This window comes from Pseudomonas sp. REB1044, from assembly GCF_038813925.1.
GTDB classification, from domain to species: Bacteria; Pseudomonadota; Gammaproteobacteria; order Pseudomonadales; family Pseudomonadaceae; genus Aquipseudomonas; species Aquipseudomonas boreofloridensis.
Genome location: NZ_CP046139.1, coordinates 1,043,770 through 1,063,610, shown reverse-complemented (window position 1 = coordinate 1,063,610; position 19,841 = coordinate 1,043,770). Strand labels below are relative to the sequence as shown.

The 19,841-nt window shown below is 64.7% G+C and carries 16 protein-coding genes; 11 read left to right on the top strand and 5 right to left on the bottom strand.

The window, feature by feature from the left end; translation table 11 throughout:
• Positions 1 to 330: 330 nt before the first annotated feature.
• Both GKC70_RS04980 and rhlB read left to right on the top strand, forming a co-directional pair.
• Positions 331 to 987, top strand: coding sequence for an alpha/beta fold hydrolase (locus GKC70_RS04980; protein ID WP_342650627.1), 657 nt, complete (start codon positions 331 to 333; stop codon positions 985 to 987).
• Positions 988 to 1,089: 102 nt separating this feature from the next.
• Complete coding sequence (gene rhlB, locus GKC70_RS04975; RefSeq protein ID WP_342650626.1) at positions 1,090 to 2,565, top strand: ATP-dependent RNA helicase RhlB; 1,476 nt, start codon at positions 1,090 to 1,092, stop codon at positions 2,563 to 2,565.
• A gap of 10 nt (positions 2,566 to 2,575) precedes the next feature.
• On the opposite strand, the gene moaE is transcribed toward rhlB, so the two are convergent.
• The 5 genes from moaE to GKC70_RS04950 form a co-directional block, all read right to left on the bottom strand.
• On the bottom strand, positions 2,576 to 3,025 hold the full coding sequence (gene moaE / locus GKC70_RS04970; RefSeq protein ID WP_029614992.1) for a molybdopterin synthase catalytic subunit MoaE: 450 nt from the start codon (positions 3,023 to 3,025) through the stop codon (positions 2,576 to 2,578).
• A gap of 2 nt (positions 3,026 to 3,027) precedes the next feature.
• Positions 3,028 to 3,273 (bottom strand): MoaD/ThiS family protein, encoded by a 246-nt coding sequence (locus GKC70_RS04965; RefSeq protein WP_342650625.1) that lies wholly within the window; start codon positions 3,271 to 3,273, stop codon positions 3,028 to 3,030.
• Positions 3,273 to 3,743: a cyclic pyranopterin monophosphate synthase MoaC gene (moaC, locus tag GKC70_RS04960; RefSeq protein WP_342650624.1), complete on the bottom strand. Its 471-nt coding sequence runs from the start codon at positions 3,741 to 3,743 to the stop codon at positions 3,273 to 3,275. The genes GKC70_RS04965 and moaC overlap by 1 nt, the downstream gene beginning before the upstream one ends.
• Before the next feature lie 102 nt (positions 3,744 to 3,845).
• Positions 3,846 to 5,240, bottom strand: coding sequence for a PhoH family protein (locus tag GKC70_RS04955; protein ID WP_039579916.1), 1,395 nt, complete (start codon positions 5,238 to 5,240; stop codon positions 3,846 to 3,848).
• Between the two features lie 303 nt (positions 5,241 to 5,543).
• Positions 5,544 to 6,671: a polysaccharide deacetylase family protein gene (locus GKC70_RS04950; RefSeq protein ID WP_039579919.1), complete on the bottom strand. Its 1,128-nt coding sequence runs from the start codon at positions 6,669 to 6,671 to the stop codon at positions 5,544 to 5,546.
• 134 nt (positions 6,672 to 6,805) lie between these two features.
• Between GKC70_RS04950 and yaaA the strand changes: the two genes are divergently transcribed.
• The 9 genes from yaaA (at position 6,806) to GKC70_RS04905 (ending at position 19,719) form a co-directional block, all read left to right on the top strand.
• Positions 6,806 to 7,585: a peroxide stress protein YaaA gene (gene yaaA, locus GKC70_RS04945; RefSeq protein WP_039579921.1), complete on the top strand. Its 780-nt coding sequence runs from the start codon at positions 6,806 to 6,808 to the stop codon at positions 7,583 to 7,585.
• 918 nt (positions 7,586 to 8,503) lie between these two features.
• Positions 8,504 to 9,820, top strand: a complete 1,317-nt coding sequence (locus GKC70_RS04940; RefSeq protein WP_342650623.1) for a UDP-glucose/GDP-mannose dehydrogenase family protein — start codon at positions 8,504 to 8,506, stop codon at positions 9,818 to 9,820.
• A gap of 63 nt (positions 9,821 to 9,883) precedes the next feature.
• The gene (alg8, locus tag GKC70_RS04935) at positions 9,884 to 11,365 is read left to right on the top strand and encodes a mannuronan synthase (RefSeq protein ID WP_317871674.1); all 1,482 of its coding nucleotides are present in this window, start codon (positions 9,884 to 9,886) and stop codon (positions 11,363 to 11,365) included.
• Positions 11,366 to 11,400: 35 nt separating this feature from the next.
• Positions 11,401 to 12,567 carry an alginate biosynthesis protein Alg44 gene (locus GKC70_RS04930; protein WP_342650622.1) on the top strand — a complete coding sequence of 389 codons (1,167 nt, stop codon included), beginning with the start codon at positions 11,401 to 11,403 and terminating at the stop codon, positions 12,565 to 12,567.
• A gap of 11 nt (positions 12,568 to 12,578) precedes the next feature.
• Positions 12,579 to 14,105: an alginate biosynthesis TPR repeat lipoprotein AlgK gene (gene algK / locus GKC70_RS04925; RefSeq protein WP_342650621.1), complete on the top strand. Its 1,527-nt coding sequence runs from the start codon at positions 12,579 to 12,581 to the stop codon at positions 14,103 to 14,105.
• The gene (locus GKC70_RS04920; RefSeq protein WP_342650620.1) at positions 14,102 to 15,577 is read left to right on the top strand and encodes an alginate export family protein; all 1,476 of its coding nucleotides are present in this window, start codon (positions 14,102 to 14,104) and stop codon (positions 15,575 to 15,577) included. The genes algK and GKC70_RS04920 overlap by 4 nt, the downstream gene beginning before the upstream one ends.
• 18 nt (positions 15,578 to 15,595) lie before the next feature.
• Positions 15,596 to 17,152 (top strand): mannuronan 5-epimerase AlgG, encoded by a 1,557-nt coding sequence (gene algG / locus GKC70_RS04915; protein ID WP_342650619.1) that lies wholly within the window; start codon positions 15,596 to 15,598, stop codon positions 17,150 to 17,152.
• 13 nt (positions 17,153 to 17,165) lie between these two features.
• Positions 17,166 to 18,608, top strand: coding sequence for an alginate O-acetyltransferase (locus tag GKC70_RS04910; protein WP_116889036.1), 1,443 nt, complete (start codon positions 17,166 to 17,168; stop codon positions 18,606 to 18,608).
• Positions 18,609 to 18,615: 7 nt separating this feature from the next.
• Entirely contained in the window at positions 18,616 to 19,719 is a 1,104-nt protein-coding gene (locus GKC70_RS04905; protein ID WP_039579939.1) for a mannuronate-specific alginate lyase, read from the top strand.
• Positions 19,720 to 19,841 lie beyond the last annotated feature (122 nt).

The following is a 19,841-nucleotide window of genomic DNA, read 5'->3' as shown; positions in this document are numbered from 1 at the left end:
ACCTCCAAATGCTCTTGTTGTATCGAGCCGGAATTGCACCGCGCCCTCATGAGGCGCATCCGACCCTGGTTGGCGTGTTATTCGGGTCAATTGGCGCAACGGGCCGTTCTGTGACAGCCTTTCCTGCAAGTGGACGGTGTTACCGGTCCGGTTTCGCCCCGTGCAGCGACATGGACATAGCAAGGGGCGTACCACAGTGACCGCCTAAAGCGTTTAAGCAGACGTCAAGAGGGTAAAGTTGCGGCGTTGCGACATGCAGTTATAGCCCTCGCCATCCACGCCGCCTTTTCACGCACTCAATGAGTTCCCACGCACTTTTTCGGAGCATTCATGACCCAACCGTTGATCCTCGAACCCCAGAATACGGCCGATGCCTGTGTGATCTGGTTGCACGGCCTGGGCGCCGACCGTTACGACTTCCTACCGGTGGCCGAATTTCTTCAGGAACGACTGCACAGCACGCGCTTCATCATGCCCCAGGCGCCGACCCGCCCGGTGACCATCAACGGCGGCTATGCCATGCCCAGCTGGTACGACATCAAGGCCATGAGCCCGGCGCGGGCCATCGACGAAGCGCAACTGGACGCCTCCGCCGCGCAGGTCATCGACTTGATCCAAGCCGAACAGGCCAAGGGCATCGACCTGGCCCGCATCGTCCTGGCCGGTTTCTCCCAGGGCGGCGCAGTGGTGCTGCACACCGCGTATATAAAGTGGCAAGAGGCCCTGGGCGGCGTCATCGCCCTGTCGACCTACGCCCCGACCTTCAGCGACACGCACCAGCTCAGTGCCTGCCAGCAGCGCACGCCTGCCCTGTGCCTGCATGGCGTGCACGACCCGGTGGTCATTCCCTCCATGGGGCGCACGGCGTTCGAGTACCTCAATACCTGGGGCGTGGCTGCGCGCTGGCACGAATACCCCATGGAACACGAAGTGCTGGTGGAAGAACTGAGCGACATCCACGACTGGCTGGCGCAGCGGCTTCAGTGATTTCCCACGCGCCTGTAGTCGCGGGCGCATTGCACTACGCCGAGTGGGGTTCTTGCATTACACTGCCCGGCGTACATTCCTTAATCAATTGACGAGACGACCGTGCTCAAGGCACTCAAGAAGATATTCGGCAAAGCCGACGCCGCCCCGCAGGCCGTCGCGCCCTCTGCCCCCGTGTCAGCCCAAACGCCGCAGCCCACTGCCGCTCACCCGCCCAAGCCCGAGCGCGCCACCGCGCCCAGCCCTCAGGCGGAGCCAGCGCCTCAGGCCACTGTACCGGTCGCCCGGACCCCGCGGGAAAAACCGCGCCGCGAACGCAAACCCAAGCCGCAGGCCAGCCTGTGGAAACCGGAAGATTTCGTGGTCGAACCCCAGGAAGGCAAGACCCGCTTCCACGACTTCAAGCTCTCCGACACGTTGATGCATGCCATCCACGACCTGGGTTTCCCCTACTGCACGCCGATCCAGGCGCAGGTGCTGGGCCACACCCTACGCGGCCAGGACGCCATCGGTCGGGCCCAGACCGGCACCGGCAAGACTGCCGCGTTCCTCATCTCGATCATTGCGCAACTGCAACAGACGCCGCCGCCCAAGGAACGCTACATGGGCGAGCCGCGCGCATTGATCATCGCGCCCACCCGTGAGCTGGTAGTGCAGATCGCCAAGGACGCCGAAGCCCTGACCCGCTACAGCGGGCTCAGCGTGATGAGCTTCGTCGGCGGCATGGAGTACGATAAGCAGCTCAAGGCCCTGGAGAAACGCCACTGCGACATTCTGGTGGCCACGCCCGGGCGCCTGCTGGACTTCCAGCAACGCGGCGAAGTGCACCTGGACATGGTCGAGGTGATGGTCCTTGACGAGGCCGATCGCATGCTCGACATGGGCTTCATTCCGCAGGTGCGGCAGATCATCCGTCAGACCCCACCCAAGAGCGAACGTCAGACCCTGCTGTTCTCCGCCACCTTCACCGACGATGTGATGAACCTGGCCAAGCAGTGGACCACCGATCCTGCCATCGTCGAGATCGAGCCGGAGAACGTGGCCAGCGAAACCGTCGAGCAGCACGTCTATGCCGTGGCCGGCAGCGACAAGTACAAGCTGCTGTACAACCTGGTGACGCAGAACGGCTGGCAGCGGGTGATGGTCTTCGCCAACCGCAAGGACGAGGTGCGGCGCATCGAGGAGCGCCTGGTGCGCGATGGCGTCAACGCCGCGCAACTGTCCGGCGACGTGCCGCAGCACAAGCGGATCCGCACCCTGGAAAACTTCCGTGAAGGGCGCGTCACCGTGCTGGTGGCCACCGACGTGGCCGGACGCGGGATTCACATCGACGGCATCAGCCATGTGATCAACTTCACCCTGCCGGAAGACCCGGACGACTACGTGCACCGCATCGGCCGCACCGGGCGTGCGGGCACCAGCGGGGTGTCGATCAGCTTCGCCGGCGAGGACGACGCCTACCAACTGCCGGCGATCGAGGAACTGCTGGGGCGCAAGATCAAATGCGAGATGCCGCCGGACGCGTTGCTCACGCCGGTGCCGCGCAAGGCCCAGGCGAGCGCCAACCCGTCGGTGTAGACGCGCGTGGCTACTGCCAGCGCTCGACCGCGTCCTGGTCGCTCTGACGGCCTTCCACCCAGCGCGGCCCCTCCTGGGTGGTTTCCTTCTTCCAGAAGGGCGCGCGGGTCTTGAGGTAGTCCATGATGAAATTGCAGGCGTCGAACGCCGCCTGCCGGTGCGCGCTGGCCACGCCGACGAAGACGATCGGCTCGCCCGGCTCCAGCGCGCCGATGCGATGCAGCACCTCGACCTTCAACAACGGCCAGCGCTGCTGCGCCTCGTCGACGATCTTGCCCAGCGCCTTCTCGGTCATGCCCGGATAGTGCTCGAGGAACATCCCCGCCACCTCGCGCCCGTCGTTGAAGTCGCGCACGTAGCCAACGAACCCCACCACCGCACCCACGCCGACATTCGCCGCGTGCAGGGCATTGAGCTCGTAGCCCGCATCGAAGACGGCCTGCTGAACCCGTATGGCCATACTCAGCCTCCCGTTACCGGTGGGAAAAAAGCCACCTGGTCGCCCTCCTCCACGGGCTCGTCGAGCCGGCACAATTCCTCGTTGCGGGCGCACATCAGGTTCTGCTCGGCCAGCACCGCGTACGCGCCGCCCTTGGCCAGCAACGCCTGGCGCACATCGTCGAGCACCTGGAAATCGCCGTCGAGCGACTCGCCGTCGAGCCCGAGCCGCTCGCGGTAGCGGGCGAAATACAACGTCCTGACCTTCATCACACAGACACCTGGTAATGGCCGCTCTTGCCGCCGATCTTCTCCAGCAGGCGCACCTGCTCGATGACCATGCCTTTGTCGACGGCCTTGCACATGTCGTAGATCGTCAGGGCGGCGACACTCGCGGCAGTCAGCGCCTCCATCTCCACCCCGGTTTGCCCGGCCAGCTTGCAGCGGGCGAGGATGAGCACGGCGTCTTCGCCGTCGGCGCGCAGCTCCACCTTGACGCTGGTGAGCATCAGCGGATGGCACAGTGGGATCAGGTCGCTGGTTTTCTTCGCCGCCTGGATACCCGCGATGCGCGCCACGGCGAACACATCACCCTTGGGGTGCTCGCCCTCGACGATCATACGCAGCGTGGCCGGCAACATGCGCACCCGCGCCTCGGCGCTGGCCTCACGTGAGGTCACGGCTTTTTCAGTGACGTCGACCATGTTGGCGCGCCCCTGGGAATCGAGATGAGTCAGCACTGCTCTGCTCCTGTGAAGAGAGTGCAGAGTGTAAACCGCTACTGGGCGAATGTGCAGGCAAAGCGCCCCAGCGCCGGCGAACCGGCGTTGAGGCGTTGGGGGCTACATATGCGACTCGGCGTACTCGGCCAGCACCGAGCGCGGCACACCCTGCAGGGTGATGTGCACGCCGTGGGGGAAGTCCTTGAAGCGCTCGGTGAGGTAGGTCAGGCCCGAGCTGGTGGCGGACAGGTAGGGGGTGTCGATCTGTGCCAGGTTGCCCAGACATACCACTTTCGAGCCGGAGCCGGCACGGGTGATGATGGTCTTCATCTGGTGCGGGGTGAGGTTCTGGCATTCATCGATGAGGATCAGGCTCTGCTGGAAGCTGCGCCCGCGAATGTAGTTCAGCGACTTGAACTGCAACGGCACGCGCTCGAGGATGTACTCCACGCTGCCATGGGTGCTCTCGTCATCCATGTGCAAAGCTTCGAGGTTGTCGGTGATGGCGCCCAGCCAAGGCTCCATCTTCTCCGCCTCGGTGCCCGGCAGGAAGCCGATTTCCTGGTCCAGGCCCTGCACGCTGCGGGTGGCGATGATGCGCCGGTAGCGCTTGCTGACCATGGTCTGCTCGATGGCAGCGGCCAGCGCTAGGATGGTCTTGCCCGAACCGGCGGCGCCGGTCAGGTTGACCAGGTGGATGTCCGGGTCGAGCAGGGCGAACAGCGCCAGGCTCTGATGGATGTCGCGCGGCTTCAGGCCCCAGGCCTCCTGGTGCAGCAATGGCTCCTGGTGCAGGTCCAACAGCAGCAGTTCCCCTTCGCGCACCCCTTTGATCCAGCCGACGAAACCTTGCTCGTCGATGATGAACTCGTTCACGTGCACCGCCGGCAGCGGCTCGCTCAGTTGCACGCGATGCCAGGTACGGCCGCGCTCCTGGCGGGTGTCGACCTTGCTCACGCGATCCCAGAACGAGCCGCTAACCGAATGGTAGCCCTTGGACAAGAGCGACACGTCGTCGACCAACTGGTCGGTGCTGTAGTCCTCGGCGGCGATGCCGCAGGCCCGCGCCTTCAGGCGCATGTTGATGTCCTTGGTCACCAGCACCACGTCCAGGTCACCGCGCCGAGCCCGCAGCTCCAGCAACTGGTTGATGATGATGTTGTCGTTCAGGTGTTCGGGCAGCAGCCGCGACGGCTCGTGGCGCGGACTCATCAGGATCGACAGGAAACCCTTGGGGCCGCTCTTGCCACGCTGGATCGGCACGCCCTGTTCGACGTCGGTGGGCGAGGCCTCGCCCAGGGTCTGGTCGATCAGGCGGATGGCCTGGCGGCATTCGGCGGCGATGGTCTGCTTGCCGGTCTTGAGCTTGTCGAGTTCCTCCAGCACCGTCATCGGGATGGCGACATGGTGCTCCTCGAAATTGAGCAAGGCGTTGGGGTCGTGTATCAGGACGTTGGTATCGAGGACATACAGGATGGGCTTGTTGGAGGAAGGGTTGCGTCCTTGGTCATCCATACTCGGTCACCTTATGTGAAAGCAGGACGGCACAGGCGTACTGCGCCGCAGAGTGACCGCCGTTCTCCCCGTATCCGCGTCGTTACGGGCGGGGAGCGCACCTGGCAGAAGGAGGGCCTGGATGACGCCACCTGTGCTGCAGGAATCGGCTGTCTGGCTCCTTCATACCGCAAAAAGCGTGACGGAAAAAAGACTTTTTACGCGCACATGAAGTTTATTTTGCTGAATGACGAAGCGCCCTTGGCGTGATCCGCAACGACGACTACAGTCAGGGATGGAGCCGTTTTTTCTCCTGCACGACCGTCAGCGCGCCGTCGCGTAGGCGTGGCAGTCTTCCCAGCCGATGCCGCTCTGCGCCGTGTGCTGCAGCAGCCATTGGAGCGCAGGCTGGGCCTTGGGCTGGCTGTCATGGAATTGGATCACGCCCTTGCGCCACAACAGCATCAGCGTCAGCACGCGTTGCGCCGATTGCTCGGCGTCCAACGCGGTGTCGTCCTGGGCATCGATGTCCCACAACGACACCTGTAGCCCCTGCGCGGTCATGAAGCCTTCGCCATCGGCGCGGCGCTGGCCATAGGGCGGTCGAAACAGAGGCACATACTGCTCGGGCATCAACGCCTGCACCTGCGCCTGGCTGCGCCGCAGCGAGTCCTGCCAGTCCTGCCACTGGGCATGCGAGCGGTATTCCCAGCCCTGGATGCCCACGCACTGCCCGGCGTACAAGCTCGCCACATCGGCGCCCTGGCTGGCGTCGCGGCGCTGCTGCACGCGGCTGCCGAGCACGAAGAAGGTGCCGCCCAGCTTCTGCCGGCGCAGGTAGTCGGCGAGTGTATCGCTGCTGCTACCCACCGGGCCCGGGCCTCCGGCGAAGGTCAGCAGGAACACCCGATCGTTGAGCTCGTCGCCGCTGCGCTCGCGGCTGGAGAGACGTTCGACCTCGCTGCTGGTCTGCGGAAACAGCGCGGCCTTGCGCAATTGCTCGTCCAGGTAGCGCTGGTTGAAGCGATGACTGGGCTCGACCCACCCCTGGTAGAACTCGCCCACCTCGCTGGCGAAGGTCGCCGAGCGCGTGCGCAGATCCGCCATCGAGTCCACGGCGTAGCAGAACGACGCATCCTCCTCGCAGCTCAGTTGCGCCTGCTGGTAGTTCTCCCACAGGCGCTGCCACATCCGCGCCCGCACCGCGCGCACCACCGACAGGTTGATCTGGCGCAGCCCCAGGCGCGCCGCCAGGCTGCCTTCATCGAGCATCTCGCTTTCATGCAGCACCTGAGCGAAGGAAAGGATCTGCGCCCGCGAGGCCACATCGAACAGGACCGGGCTATCGAGCTGTTCCGGCCACAGGCTGCGGTCGAAACTGACCGCCAGCGGCGGGGCGGCCTGCGCCGCCGTAGCGAACAGCGCGAACAGAAGAGCGAGGGCGATGCGCACGAGCAGTCTCCACGATGTGAACTGACGCACTATAGCGTCACAGCCGCCGATGGTCTGTGCCTATGGCAGGCATAGTTTGGCGCGCCAGCGCAGGCCCCCGTAGAATCACGCCAACCTTTCCAGGAGCCGACCCCATGTTGACGGTGATTTCCCCCGCCAAGACCCTCGACTACGACACCCCACCCGTCACCCAGCGTCATACCCTGCCCCAGCACCTGGATCATGCGCAGATCCTCATCGAGCAACTGCGCGATTTTTCGCCGGCGCAGATCGCCGAACTGATGCACCTGTCCGACAAGCTCGCCGGCCTCAACGCCGCCCGCTTCGGTAGCTGGACGGCCGACTTCACCCCCACCAACGCCAAGCAGGCGCTGCTGGCCTTCAAGGGCGATGTGTACACCGGGCTGGACGCCGAAAGCCTGAGCGAAGACGACTTCGCCTACGCCCAGCAGCACCTGCGTATGCTCTCTGGCCTGTACGGACTGCTGCGTCCGCTGGACCTGATGCAGCCCTATCGCCTGGAGATGGGCACCAAGCTGGCAAACGCTCGCGGCAAGGACCTCTATGCCTTCTGGGACACGCGCATCAGCGAATGGCTGAACCAAGCCCTGGCCGACCAAGGCGATGACCTGCTGCTGAACCTGGCCAGCAACGAGTACTTCGGTGCGGTGAAGAAAAACGCGCTCAAGGCGCGGGTGATCGACGTCGACTTCAAGGACCTGAAGAACGGCCAATACAAGATCATCAGTTTCTACGCCAAGAAAGCCCGTGGCCTGATGAGCCGCTTCGTGATCCAGGAGCGCATCGCCGATCCCGAGCAGCTCAAGGGCTTCGACGTCCAGGGCTACTACTACAGTGCCGAGCAGTCGCGGCCAGACCACTTGGTGTTCCTGCGCGACCAGCCCGAGCCCTGACCCCACCGCCCCGCCACGCCCGGGCGGGGCTAATCGGCGACCCACACCCACCCCGCCTCCAGGCCCTGGACCTGCACGCCCGTCACCTGCGGGAGGTCCACGTATGGTCACGAACAATGAGCCTCGATCCCTGGTCACGAAAGCCACAAAAACCCGGCGGTTAAATGCAGCCGTCTGTGGTCGTCGTCAGCTCAGCGAAAATTCGACACCAGAAACGCCAAAAAATGGTCGCCAAAAAAACCATCAACTCTGTCTGTGGCCTAGGTTCATGAACGACCACTCGTAAATTTCCGACTTTTTTTGAAAAAAAATTTCCGATGCTGGCATATAACCATCCCACCTCGTTTTGCCCCTTTATATATCGGGACGAAACCGGACCGTGCCATCAGAATGAAAGTATTTATCATTGAAAAAATATTTAGAAATCTTTCATCTGCGTCGAACCCACCCCGGAACTTACCTTCCGAGGACCGCTCATACCACCCGTAACGATTCACCAGCGTGCAACGTGAGAGATGACTTACAGCTAACTTAAGGCCGGTTTCCACTGCCGGCCCCGACAACTTCGGCTACCGCTTCGGGTACACCCAGCGGCCGGTCCAAGAAGGAGAGACGCGCCCCTTACTACTCGTCCTAGTGGTTGATTTCAAAGGATTTACTCACTTGAAAGAACAAGCACAGCAACGCGCCGCATAAGGCGTTGCAATAAAGACGGCTGCATTCAAGGGCACGCCTTTTAATTACTGGCCATTTAATTGCCAAGTTTGAGCGCACTGCATTATGCGCTCCGGATTCGTTCATGCCTGCGCCCGGTGAAGTGTCACTTCGCCATGGATCCGTGCGCCTGCAAGAGCAGGTCAATCAACCCGGCTCGGTTCTGTGAAAGAACCGGCGTGATATACACACGAGGTGAATACGATGCGTATCAGCATCTTTGGTTTGGGTTACGTAGGTGCCGTCTGTGCAGGTTGCTTGTCGGCACGCGGTCATGAAGTGATCGGCGTGGACGTGTCCACCACCAAGATCGACCTGATCAATCAGGGCAAGTCGCCCATCGTCGAGCCGGGCCTGGAGCAATTGCTGCAACAGGGCATCGCCACTGGCCGACTGCGTGGCACCACTGACTTCGCCGAAGCGATCCGCGCCAGCGACGTGTCGATGATCTGCGTCGGCACCCCGAGCAAGAAAAATGGCGACCTGGGGCTTGAGTACATCGAATCGGTGTGCCGCGAGATCGGCTATGTGCTGCGCGACACCACCCGTCGCCACACCATCGTGGTGCGCAGCACCGTGCTGCCGGGCACCGTGAAGAACGTGGTGATTCCGATCCTGGAAGACTGCTCCGGCAAGAAAGCGGGCGTCGACTTCGGCGTGGCGGTCAACCCCGAGTTCCTGCGCGAAAGCACCGCGATCAAGGACTACGACCAGCCACCGATGACCGTCATCGGCGAACTGGACAGCGCCAGCGGCGACGTGCTCCAAGCCATCTACGAAGAGCTCGACGCGCCGATCATCCGCAAGCCGATCGAAGTGGCCGAGATGATCAAGTACACCTGCAACGTCTGGCACGCCACCAAGGTCACCTTCGCCAACGAAATCGGCAACATCGCCAAGGCGGTCGACGTCGATGGCCGCGAAGTGATGGAGGTGGTCTGCCAGGACAAGGCCCTGAACCTGTCGCAGTACTACATGCGCCCAGGCTTCGCCTTCGGCGGCTCATGCTTGCCCAAGGACGTGCGCGCCCTCACCTACCGCGCTGCCAGCCTCGACGTCAAAGCGCCGCTGCTCGATTCGCTGATGCGCAGCAACGAGTCCCAGGTGCAGAACGCCTTCGACATCATCGAAAGCCACCACAAGCGCAAGGTCGCCCTGCTTGGCCTGAGCTTCAAGGCCGGCACCGACGACCTGCGCGAAAGCCCGCTGGTGGAACTGGCCGAGCGCCTGATCGGCAAGGGCTACGAGCTGAACATCTACGACCAGAACGTCGAGTACGCCCGTGTCCACGGCGCCAACAAAGACTACATCGAGTCGAAGATCCCGCACGTGTCCTCGCTGCTCAACGCCGACTTCCAGCAGGTGATCGACGGCGCCGACATCATCGTCCTGGGCAACCGCGACGAGCAGTTCCGCGCCCTCGCCCAGCAGGCGCCGGCAGGCAAGCAGGTGATCGACCTGGTCGGCTTCATGAGCAAGCCCACCAGCACCGCCAGCCGCACCGAAGGCATCTGCTGGTAAGCCAGCCCGACGCGGGGCCACCCGGCCCCGCCTTTTCCCGATTTCTCGCGACGGATGCTGAACATGCAAAGGCTCCAGACAGTGCTGCTGCAGTGCGCCGGATGGCTGCTCTTCATGAGCCTGCTCATGCTGATCGCCCTGGCCCTGCCCAGCGATATCTTCGACTCGCAATCGAAGCACTTCATCTTCCTGGTCGGCGCTGTCGGCATCTGGCGCTACTCCATGGGCGCCACCCATTTCATCCGCGGCATGATCTTCCTCTACCTGGTCTACCCCTACCTGCGGCGCAAGGTGCAGAAGCTGGGCAAGGCCGCCGATCCGTCGCACGTGTACCTGATGGTCACCAGCTTTCGTATCGATGCGCTGACCACCGCCCAGGTGTACAGCTCGGTGATCCGCGAAGCGATCGACTGCGGCTACCCCACCACCGTGGTCTGCTCGCTGGTGGAAAAGTCCGACGAGTTGCTGGTCAAGAGCCTGTGGGCCAAGTACAACCCGCCCGAGCACGTGGCGCTGGACTTCGTGCGCATCGCCGGCACCGGCAAACGTGACGGCCTGGCCTATGGCTTTCGCGCCATCTCCCGCTCGCTGCCGGACGAGAACGCCGTGGTGGCGGTGATCGACGGCGACACCGTGCTGGCCGAAGGCGTGGTGCGCAAGACCGTGCCGTGGTTCAAGCTCTACCCCAACGTCGGTGGCCTGACCACCAACGAATTCTGCGAAGTGCGCGGCGGCTACATCATGAGCGAGTGGCACAAGCTGCGCTTCGCCCAGCGCCACATCAACATGTGCTCGATGGCCTTGAGCAAGCGCGTGCTGACCATGACCGGGCGCATGTCGATGTTCCGCGCCAGCGTGGTCACCAACCCCGAGTTCATCGCCGACGTCGAGAGCGACTCGTTGATGCACTGGCGCCTGGGCCGCTTCAAGTTCCTCACCGGCGACGACAAGTCCAGCTGGTTCAGCCTGATGCGCCTGGGCTACGACACCTTCTACGTGCCGGATGCGGCGATCAACACGGTCGAACACCCACCGGAAAAGAGCTTCCTCAAGGCCAGCCGCAAGCTGATGTACCGCTGGTACGGCAACAACCTGCGGCAGAACTCCCGCGCCCTGGGCCTGGGCCTGCGGCGCCTGGGGCTGTTCACCAGCATCGTGCTGTTCGACCAGCGCGTGTCGATGTGGACCAGCCTGCTGGGCCTGACCGTGGCGCTGATCGCCAGCTTCAAGTTCGGCCTGCAGTTCCTGCTGGTGTACCTGCTGTGGATCGGCATCACCCGCCTGATCCTCACCGTCATGCTGCTGTGCTCGGGGCACAGCGTCGGCCCGGCCTACCCGCTGATCCTCTATTACAACCAGATCGTCGGCGCGCTGATGAAGATCTACGTGTTCTTCCGCCTCGACAAGCAGTCCTGGACCCGTCAGCCGACGGCCCTCAAGCGTGACCTCGCCAGCTTTCAACAATGGTTCAACACCTGGTCCTCGCGGACCATGACCTTCTCGGCGGCCAGCATCTTCGTCGCTGTGCTGTTCATGGTCGTGTGAGCCCAACCCGGATCGATGCAAAGGAACAAATCGCCATGAATAACGCTGTCAACGTCAACGTCGTGCATGAGTCCGAGGCCCAGCGCCAGCACGCTCGCGTGCGTATTCCCGCCAAGCTGCGCTACCTCGACGGCGAGCGCCAGCAGCAGGAGGTCAAGGTCGACGACCTGTCCGCCGGCGGCCTGTCGTTCCATGCCAAGCGCGCCCTGCCGGTCGGCGAACTGCTGCGCGGCCGCCTGCAGTTCGTGGTCGACAACCTCGGCCTGGCAATGGACGTCGAGCTGCTGGTGCGCTCCAGCGACACCAGCAGCGGGCGCATCGGCGCCGAGTTCCAGAACCTGGAACCGCGCGACATCGCCACCCTGCGCCACATCATCACCAGCCACCTGTCCGGTGAGCTGATCAGCGTCGGCGACGTGCTCAGTACCCTGCAACGCGACAACTTCACCAAAGCGCGCAAGCAGAAGGACGCCGGTTCCGGCCTGTCGCCCTTCGCCCGTCTGCGTGCGGTCAGCGTCACCCTCGGCGTGTTCGTGGTCGGCATCGCCGCCTTCGGCTTCGTCGCCAAGTCGCTGTACGGCCTGTACTTCGTCAGCCACGCCGAAGCCGGGGTGGTCGCCGTGCCCACCACCACCATCACCATGCCCCGCGACGGCAGCCTGCAGGGCCTGGTGCAGACCGGCGCGCAGATCGGCAAGGGCGCGCCGCTGGCCACCTTCGACACCAGCATGCTGGACCTGCTCAAGGGCCACCTGGACGACTCGCAACTGGAGCCGGCCAAGGTCGAGGAGCTGTTCGGCAAGCAGCTCTCCGGCACCCTCACCAGCCCCTGCGACTGCGTGGTCGCGCGGCAACTGGTGGACGACGGCCAGTACGCCAGCAAAGGCCAGCCGGTGTACCAGTTGATCCCGCGCACCACCAACCCGATGGTCGAAGCACGCTTCAGCTATCGCCAGTTCGACGAGGTCAAGCCCGGCACCCGGGTCAACTTCCAGGTGGCTGGCGAAGACCAAGTGCGCACCGGCGTGATCGTCGGCAGCAGCAGCCTGGACACCGACAACCTGGCCTCGGACATCCGCGTGCAGATCAAGCCTGACGGCGCGTTGCCCGCAGAGCTGGCCGGGCGTCCAGCCTCGGTGAACAGCGACCGTGGCCCGTCGATGGACTGGCTGATCGACCGCGCCGTGGCCCGCGGGCTGTAAGGGGACCGGGGATGAAGCCTTTGAACGGTGTTTCTTCGGTGGCGGCGATGCTGCCTCCCACCGGTACGGCGCTGGAGACGACCGCTGTGGGCGCGGGCTCGTCCCGCGGTCGGGCGAACAGCGCCCGCCCACTGACCTGGTGTGCCCTGGCCGCCGCCATCGCCCTGGCCGGCTGCTCCGGCCTGCCCGACCAGCGCCTGGCCAACGAAGCGCTGAAACGCGGCGACATCGCCACCGCCCAGGCCAACTACAAGGCCCTGGCCGACCTGGGCTACAGCGATGCCCAGGTGGGTCTGGCCGATATCCAGGTCGGCAGCCGCGATCCGGCGCAGCTCGAACAGGCCGAAGCCACCTACCGCGCGGCCGCCGCCACCTCACCACGAGCTCAGGCGCGTCTGGGCCGCCTGCTGGTGGCCAAGCCCGGCAGTACCCAGGCCGAGCGCGAAGAAGCCGAAACCCTGCTCAAGCTCGCCGCCCAGCAAGGCGAGGGCAATACCCTGATTCCGCTGGCCATGCTCTACCTGCAATACCCGCAGAGCTTCCCGGACATCAACGCCCAGCGCCAGATCGACCAGTGGCGCGCCGACGGCAACCCCGAGGCGGGCCTGGCCCAGGTGCTGCTGTACCGCACCCAGGGCAGCTACGACCAGCACCTGGACGATGTCGAGCAGATCTGCAAGGCCGCGCTCAGCGCCGCCGACGTCTGCTATGTGGAACTGGCCACCGTCTACCAGAAGCGTGGCCAGAGCGACCGCCAGGCCGCCCTGCTCGACCAGCTCAAGTCGGCCCACGCCCGTGGCACGGTGCCGGCCACCCGCGTCGACAGCGTCGCCCGGGTGCTGGCCGACCGCAGCCTCGGCCAGACCGACGAGAAGACCGCCCAGGCCCTGCTCGAATCGGTCGCCCCGAACAACCCCGCGTCCTGGGTGAGCCTGGCGCAACTGCTCTACGACTTCCCCGAGCTGGGCGACACCGAACAATTGCTGGCCTACCTCGACAAAGGTCGCGACGCCGAACAGCCGCGCGCCGACCTGCTGCTGGGCCGTCTGTACTACGAAGGCAAGCAGGTGCCGGCCGATGCTCACAAGGCCGAGCAGCACCTGCAGGCCGCGGCCGATGCCGGCGAAATCAGTGCCCATTACTACCTCGGCCAGCTCTACCGCCGTGGCTACCTGGGTCAGGTGGAACCGCAGAAGGCGGTCGATCACCTGCTCAGCGCCGCCCGTGGCGGTCAGCTCAGCGCCGACTATGCCCTGGCCCAGTTGTACAGCGAAGGCCACGGCATCCGTCCCAATCCGGGCAACGCCTGGGTGTTCGCCCAGCTCGCCCAGCTCAACCCCACTGAGCAGTCCAGCGAGCTGCTGCAACAGCTCGAACCGCAGCTCGACGCCGAGCAGCGCAGTCAGGCCCAGCGCCTGCTGGAGCAGGAAAAGACCGCGCGGGCCGGGATGCTCCAGGCCAGCACCAGCAACCTGGCCCTGGACGCCCTGCAGGACGGCAACGACCAGAACGACGCAGACGCCGAGGATTCGCTATGACGCTCAACCCCTTCGTGAAAGCCGGCATCGGCCTGAGCTTCGCCCTGTTGTGGTCGCTGCCGACCCTGGCCGCCGAGACCGCCGCCAAGAACTTCGGCCTGGAGGTCAAAGTCACCGGTCAGTCCGAAGACGACCGCGACCTGGGCACCCGTCCCGGCGGCGACGTCAACGGCCTGGGCCTGGACCTGCGCCCCTGGGTCTATGGCGAACGCGGTAACTGGAGCGCCTATGCCATGGGCCAGGCCGTGACGGCCACCGACACCATCGAGACCGACACCCTGCGCCAGAACGACGACGGCACCGCGGTGGACACCGGCGACGACAGCCGCAAGCCGGACAAGAGCTACCTGGCCCTGCGCGAGTTCTGGGTCGGCTACAGCGGCTTCACGCCCTACCCCGGCGAGCAACTGCGCTTTGGTCGCCAGCGCCTGCGCAGCGACGACGGCATGTGGCGCGACACCAACATCGAGGCGCTGAACTGGAGCTTCGACACCACCCTGCTCAAGGCCGACCTGGGCGTGGCGCAGCGCTTCAGCGAATACCGCACCGACCTCACCGAACTGGCCCCCGAAGACAAGCACCGCACCCATGTCTACGGCAATGTCGCCACCCAGTGGACGCCCGGGCACTGGGTCGGCCTGCGCGCCCATCACACCCACGACAGCGGCAGCCTGAAAAACCCTGGGGAGCGCGTCGATGCCCTGGACAAGACTCGCACCGGCGATCTCACCTGGCTGGGCCTTGAAGCCAACAGCGATGCCTACAACTGGCGCAACGACCATACCGTCAACTACTGGGGCAGCCTGACCTGGCTGACCGGCAACCGCGACACCCTGAGCAGCCAACTGGTGGGCGACGAGCAGGTCGCCACCGGCACCCGCAGCGGCGACGTCAACGCCTGGGCCACCGACCTGGGCATCCGCCTGCGCCTGGACCCCAACTGGCAGGTCGGCGCGGCCTATGCCCGCGGCAGCGGCGGCGGCAGCGACGGCTCGAACAACTTCGAGCAGACCGGCCTTGAAAGCAACCGCTCCAACTTCACCGGCACCCGCTCGCGCGTGCACCGCTTCGGCGAAGCCTTCCGTGGCGAGCTGGGCAACCTGCAGGCAGCCACCCTGTTCGCTTCCTGGCAACTGCGCGAGGACTACGACGCCAGCTTCATCTACCACAAGTTCTGGCGCGTGGACGGTGAGCAGAACATCGGCTCCAGCGGTATCAACGCGGTGGTCAACGACGACGGCATCAACCGTCCGCTGGTCAATGGCGAGAAAGACCTGGGCCAGGAAATGGACGTGGTGGTGACCAAGTACTTCAAGCAGGGCCTGCTGCCCGCCTCGCTGAGCCAGTCGATCGACGAGCCCTCGGCGCTGGTACGCCTGCGCGCCGGCGTGTTCAAGCCCGGCGATGCCTACGGCAAGGAAGCGGACTCGTACATGCACCGCGCTTTCGTCGACGTGATCTGGCGCTTCTAAGGCCGGCCAAGGACTTTTATGAACCTGCACCCGAACCTTCGCCACAGCCTGCTGGCCAGCGCCCTGCTGCTGGCCTGCGGTATGGCCGCCGCGGAACCTGCGCTCACCGCTAAGGGGCTGCAACAGGCCAAGACCTACACCGTGGCCGCCGCGCCCAGCGAACCGTTGCAGATGGACCCACCGACGCTGCCCGACCTCTCCGGCTACACCGCCGAGGCCGTGCAGCGCAAGATCGACCGTCGCCATAAGGGCAAGGTCAGCGTGCGCCGCATGCTCCAGGAAGATGCGCTCAAGGAGTTCATCGGCGGCGACAACAAGGCCGCCGAGTGGGTCCAGCGCCAACACGGCATTCCCCAGGCGATTTTCGTCGACGACGGGCATGTCGACCTGACCGAACTGAGCCGCAAAGTGCCCGCCCAGTACCTGCGCGAGACCGCGCCGGGCGTGTACCTGGCGCGCCTGCCGATCGTGGTCGGACGCCACGGCGTGCTGGAGATCGACGGCAAGGTCAAGGAGCTGCGCCTGTCCCAGGAAAGCGGCGCGTTCCTGATCAACGACGGCAAGCTGTTCGTGCGCGACACCCAGGTCACCGGCTGGCGGGAAAAGGACAACGGCCCGGCCACGTTCCGCTCGCCCAAGGAATTCCGCCCGTTCCTGCTCAGTTGGGGCGGCACCGAGACCTACATCGTCAACAGCAAGATGGCCAGCTTCGGCTACGCCAAGTCCAAGTCCTACGGGGTGAGCATTTCCCAGTACACGCCGAACATGGCCAAGCAGATGGGCCGCCCCGAACCGACCGGCTGGATCATCGGCTCCGCGTTCAGCGACATGTGGTACGGCTTCTACTGCTACGAGACCCAGGGCTTCGTGATCAAGGACTCGACCTACCGCGACAACATCGTCTACGGCATCGACCCGCACGACCGCTCGCACGGCCTGATCATCGCTGGCAACACCGTGCATGGCACCCAGAAGAAGCACGGCATCATCGTCTCGCGTGAGGTCAACGACAGCTGGATCATCAACAACAAGAGCTTCGACAACAAGCTCTCGGGCGTGGTGATCGACCGCAACAGCATCAACAACCTGGTGGCCTACAACGAGATCTACCGCAACCACACCGACGGCATCACCCTCTACGAGAGCGGCGACAACCTGATCTGGGGCAACCAGGTGATCAACAACCGCCGCCACGGCATCCGCGTGCGCAACAGCGTGAACATCCGCCTGTACGAGAACATCGCCATGGCAAACGGCCTGGTCGGGATCTACGGCCACATCAAGGACCTCACCGACACCGACCGCGACATCGCCCTGGACCCCTTCGACGCCAAGGTCTCGCTGATCGTGGTCGGCGGCGAACTCACCGCCAACGGCTCCGGCCCGCTGTCGATCGACTCGCCCCTGTCGGTGGAGCTGTACAAGGTGGCCATGCTCGCCCCGCGCAAGTCCAGCGGCATCAGCCTCAACGGCGTGCTCGGCGAGCGCCAGGACGAAATCCTCGACCTGCTGGTGCGCCAGCAGAAGGCCGTGCTGATCGACCCGGTCGAGCGCCAGAGCGAAATGATCGATTAAGGAAGCCCAGACCATGACCCCACACTTGATCAAACTGCTCGGCCTGTCCGCCGCCCTCCTGGCCATCAGCCAGGGCGTGCGCGCCGAGCAGGTGCAGGCGCCGAGTTTCAGCGCCGAGCCCTGCTGCCAGCTGTGCCCCGAGGCGCATGACGCCAGCCGCTACGTGACCCGCTACCAGCAGAACTTCACCACGCTGGTGCAGGCCCAGGGCGACTGGCTGTTCCGTACCCGCGAAGACCTGCGCACCGAGTTCGACACCACCCCCGGCGGCTACAAGCGCCTGCAGCAGGTGCACGATGCGTTCAAGAAGCGCGGCATCGAACTGGTGATGGTGTACCAGCCCACCCGTGGCCTGGTGAACCGCAACATGCTCAAGCCCGAAGACAAGGCCGCCTTCGACTACCAGAAGGCCCTGCACAACTACCAGGCCATGCTGCAGCGCTTCGCGAAGATGGGCTACAACGTGCCTGACCTGTCGCCCCTGACCAACGAGCAGTTGGCCGCCGCCGACCAGGGCAAGGACTTCTACTTCCGCGGCGACCAGCACTGGACGCCCTACGGCGCCCAGCGCGCGGCGCGCATCGTGGCCGACACGGTGCACCAGATGCCAGCGTTCGAGGGCATCCCGCGCAAGGAATTCGAGACCCAGAAATCCGGGCGCATGGGCAAGACCGGCACCCTGCACAACGTCGCCGGGCAGTTGTGCGGCACCAGTTACGCGGTGCAGTACATGGACCAGTTCACCACCGAGCCGAAGGGCGAAAGCGGCGGCGACGACCTGTTCGGCGACTCGGGCAACGCCCAGATCACCCTGGTCGGCACCAGCCACAGCGGCAAGAACTACAACTTCGCAGGCTTTCTCGAACAGGCCATCGGCGCCGACGTGCTCAACGTCGCCTTCCCCGGCGGCGGCCTGGAAGGCTCGATGATCCAGTACCTGGGCAGCGAGGAGTTCCACAAGAACCCACCTAAGATCCTGATCTGGGAATTCTCCCCGCTCTATCGCCTGGACCAGGAAACCATCTGGCGACAGATCCTCGCCCTGCTCGACGACGGCTGCGACGACCGCCCCGCGCAGATGAGCGCCAGCGCCACGCTCAAGCCCGGCAAGAACGAATTGCTGGTCAACGGTCGCAATGGCGTGATCAAGGACCTGGTCAACCGCAACCACCAGCTCGACATCCGCTTCGAGGATCCGTCGGTCAAGGTGCTGCAAGCCACCCTCTGGTACCTCAACGGTCGCCACGAGGACATCAAGCTGGAGAAGCCGGAGACCTCCGACACCGACGGGCGCTTCGTCTTCCAGATGCGCGAAGACGAGGACTGGGCCAGCCAGAACCTGCTGGCCCTGGAAGTCCAGGGACCGGAAAGCGGCACCCAGAAGGTCGAGGCCAAACTCTGCAAACGCAACAACTTCGCCGGCAGCGCGCGCCACACCGCGCAAGCCGGCCAGTGAGGCGAACATGACGGCATTCACGCGCACCCTGCGTCCTGCATTACTGACCCTGGCCCTGTTCGGCGGCGCCGCCCACGCGGCCCTGGTCCCGCCGCAGGGCTACTACGAGGGTATCGAGAAGCTCAAGGTCAGCGACGGCAACTTCCGCTGCGAACCGGCGCCCAAGCCCTACACCGGCGCGCTGCAATTTCGCAGCAAGTACGAAGGCTCGGACAAGGCCCGGGCCACCCTGAACCTGGCCTCCGAGCGAGCCTTTCACCAGTCCACCGCCGACATCACCACGTTGGAGAAGGGCGTCAGCAAGATGGTCGGTCAGTACATGCGCGACGGACGCCCGGCGCAGCTCGACTGCGTGCTCGGCTGGCTCGACCGCTGGGCCGAGGCCGATGCGCTGGAGTCCACCGACTTCAACCACACCGGCAAGTCCATGCGCAAATGGGCGCTGGGCAGCATGAGCGGCTCCTGGCTGCGCCTGAAATTCTCCAGCGCCCAGCCCCTGGCTGCGCACCGCGCCGAGGCCCAGCGCATCGAGCGCTGGTTCGCCAAGCTGGCCGAGCAGACGGTGCGCGACTGGAGCGACCTGCCGCTGGAGAAGATCAACAACCACAGCTACTGGGCGGCCTGGTCGGTGATGGCCACTGCCGTGGCCACCGACCGCCGCGACCTGTTCGACTGGGCGATCAAGCAATACAAGGTCGGCATCAACCAGATCGACGACCAAGGCTTCCTGCCCAACGAGATCAAGCGCCGCCAGCGCGCCCTGGCCTACCACAACTACGCCCTGCCGCCGCTGGCGATGATCGCCAGCTTCGCCAAGGCCAACGACGTCGACCTGCGCAGCGAGAACAACTTCGCCCTGCAGCGCCTGGGCGAAGGCGTGCTGGCCGGCGCTCGCGACCCGGTGCATTTCGCCGAGCGCGCCGGGGTCAAGCAGGACCTCAAGGACCTCAAGGTCGACAGCAAGTACGCCTGGCTCGAACCCTGGTGCGCGCTGTACCAGTGCGTCGGCGACACCCAGCAGCGCAAGCACGGCATGCAGCCGTTCAACAGCTTCCGCATGGGCGGCGATATGACCCGGGTGTACGACCCGAACGCAGAACGCAAGAAATGAAATGACCCCTGTGGGAGCGAGCTTGTCGCGCACCCACAGACACCAAGGTGATCCGCCGCGTTTTCGTGGGGGGTTTGGGGGGCGCTGTGCCCTGGCTGCTGTGAATAAAAAGGAGAACCGGG

Excerpts from the sequence above, each read along its gene's own strand:
- GKC70_RS04980 (WP_342650627.1), top strand. The coding sequence starts at position 331 with ATGACCCAACCGTTGATCCTCGAACCCCAGAATACGGCCGATGCCTGT.
- moaE (WP_029614992.1), bottom strand. The coding sequence starts at position 3,025 with ATGGCCATACGGGTTCAGCAGGCCGTCTTCGATGCGGGCTACGAGCTC.
- GKC70_RS04965 (WP_342650625.1), bottom strand. The coding sequence starts at position 3,273 with ATGAAGGTCAGGACGTTGTATTTCGCCCGCTACCGCGAGCGGCTCGGG.
- GKC70_RS04955 (WP_039579916.1), bottom strand. The coding sequence starts at position 5,240 with ATGGATGACCAAGGACGCAACCCTTCCTCCAACAAGCCCATCCTGTAT.
- yaaA (WP_039579921.1), top strand. The coding sequence starts at position 6,806 with ATGTTGACGGTGATTTCCCCCGCCAAGACCCTCGACTACGACACCCCA.
- GKC70_RS04940 (WP_342650623.1), top strand. The coding sequence starts at position 8,504 with ATGCGTATCAGCATCTTTGGTTTGGGTTACGTAGGTGCCGTCTGTGCA.
- alg8 (WP_317871674.1), top strand. The coding sequence starts at position 9,884 with ATGCAAAGGCTCCAGACAGTGCTGCTGCAGTGCGCCGGATGGCTGCTC.
- GKC70_RS04930 (WP_342650622.1), top strand. The coding sequence starts at position 11,401 with ATGAATAACGCTGTCAACGTCAACGTCGTGCATGAGTCCGAGGCCCAG.
- algK (WP_342650621.1), top strand. The coding sequence starts at position 12,579 with ATGAAGCCTTTGAACGGTGTTTCTTCGGTGGCGGCGATGCTGCCTCCC.
- GKC70_RS04920 (WP_342650620.1), top strand. The coding sequence starts at position 14,102 with ATGACGCTCAACCCCTTCGTGAAAGCCGGCATCGGCCTGAGCTTCGCC.
- algG (WP_342650619.1), top strand. The coding sequence starts at position 15,596 with ATGAACCTGCACCCGAACCTTCGCCACAGCCTGCTGGCCAGCGCCCTG.
- GKC70_RS04910 (WP_116889036.1), top strand. The coding sequence starts at position 17,166 with ATGACCCCACACTTGATCAAACTGCTCGGCCTGTCCGCCGCCCTCCTG.
- GKC70_RS04905 (WP_039579939.1), top strand. The coding sequence starts at position 18,616 with ATGACGGCATTCACGCGCACCCTGCGTCCTGCATTACTGACCCTGGCC.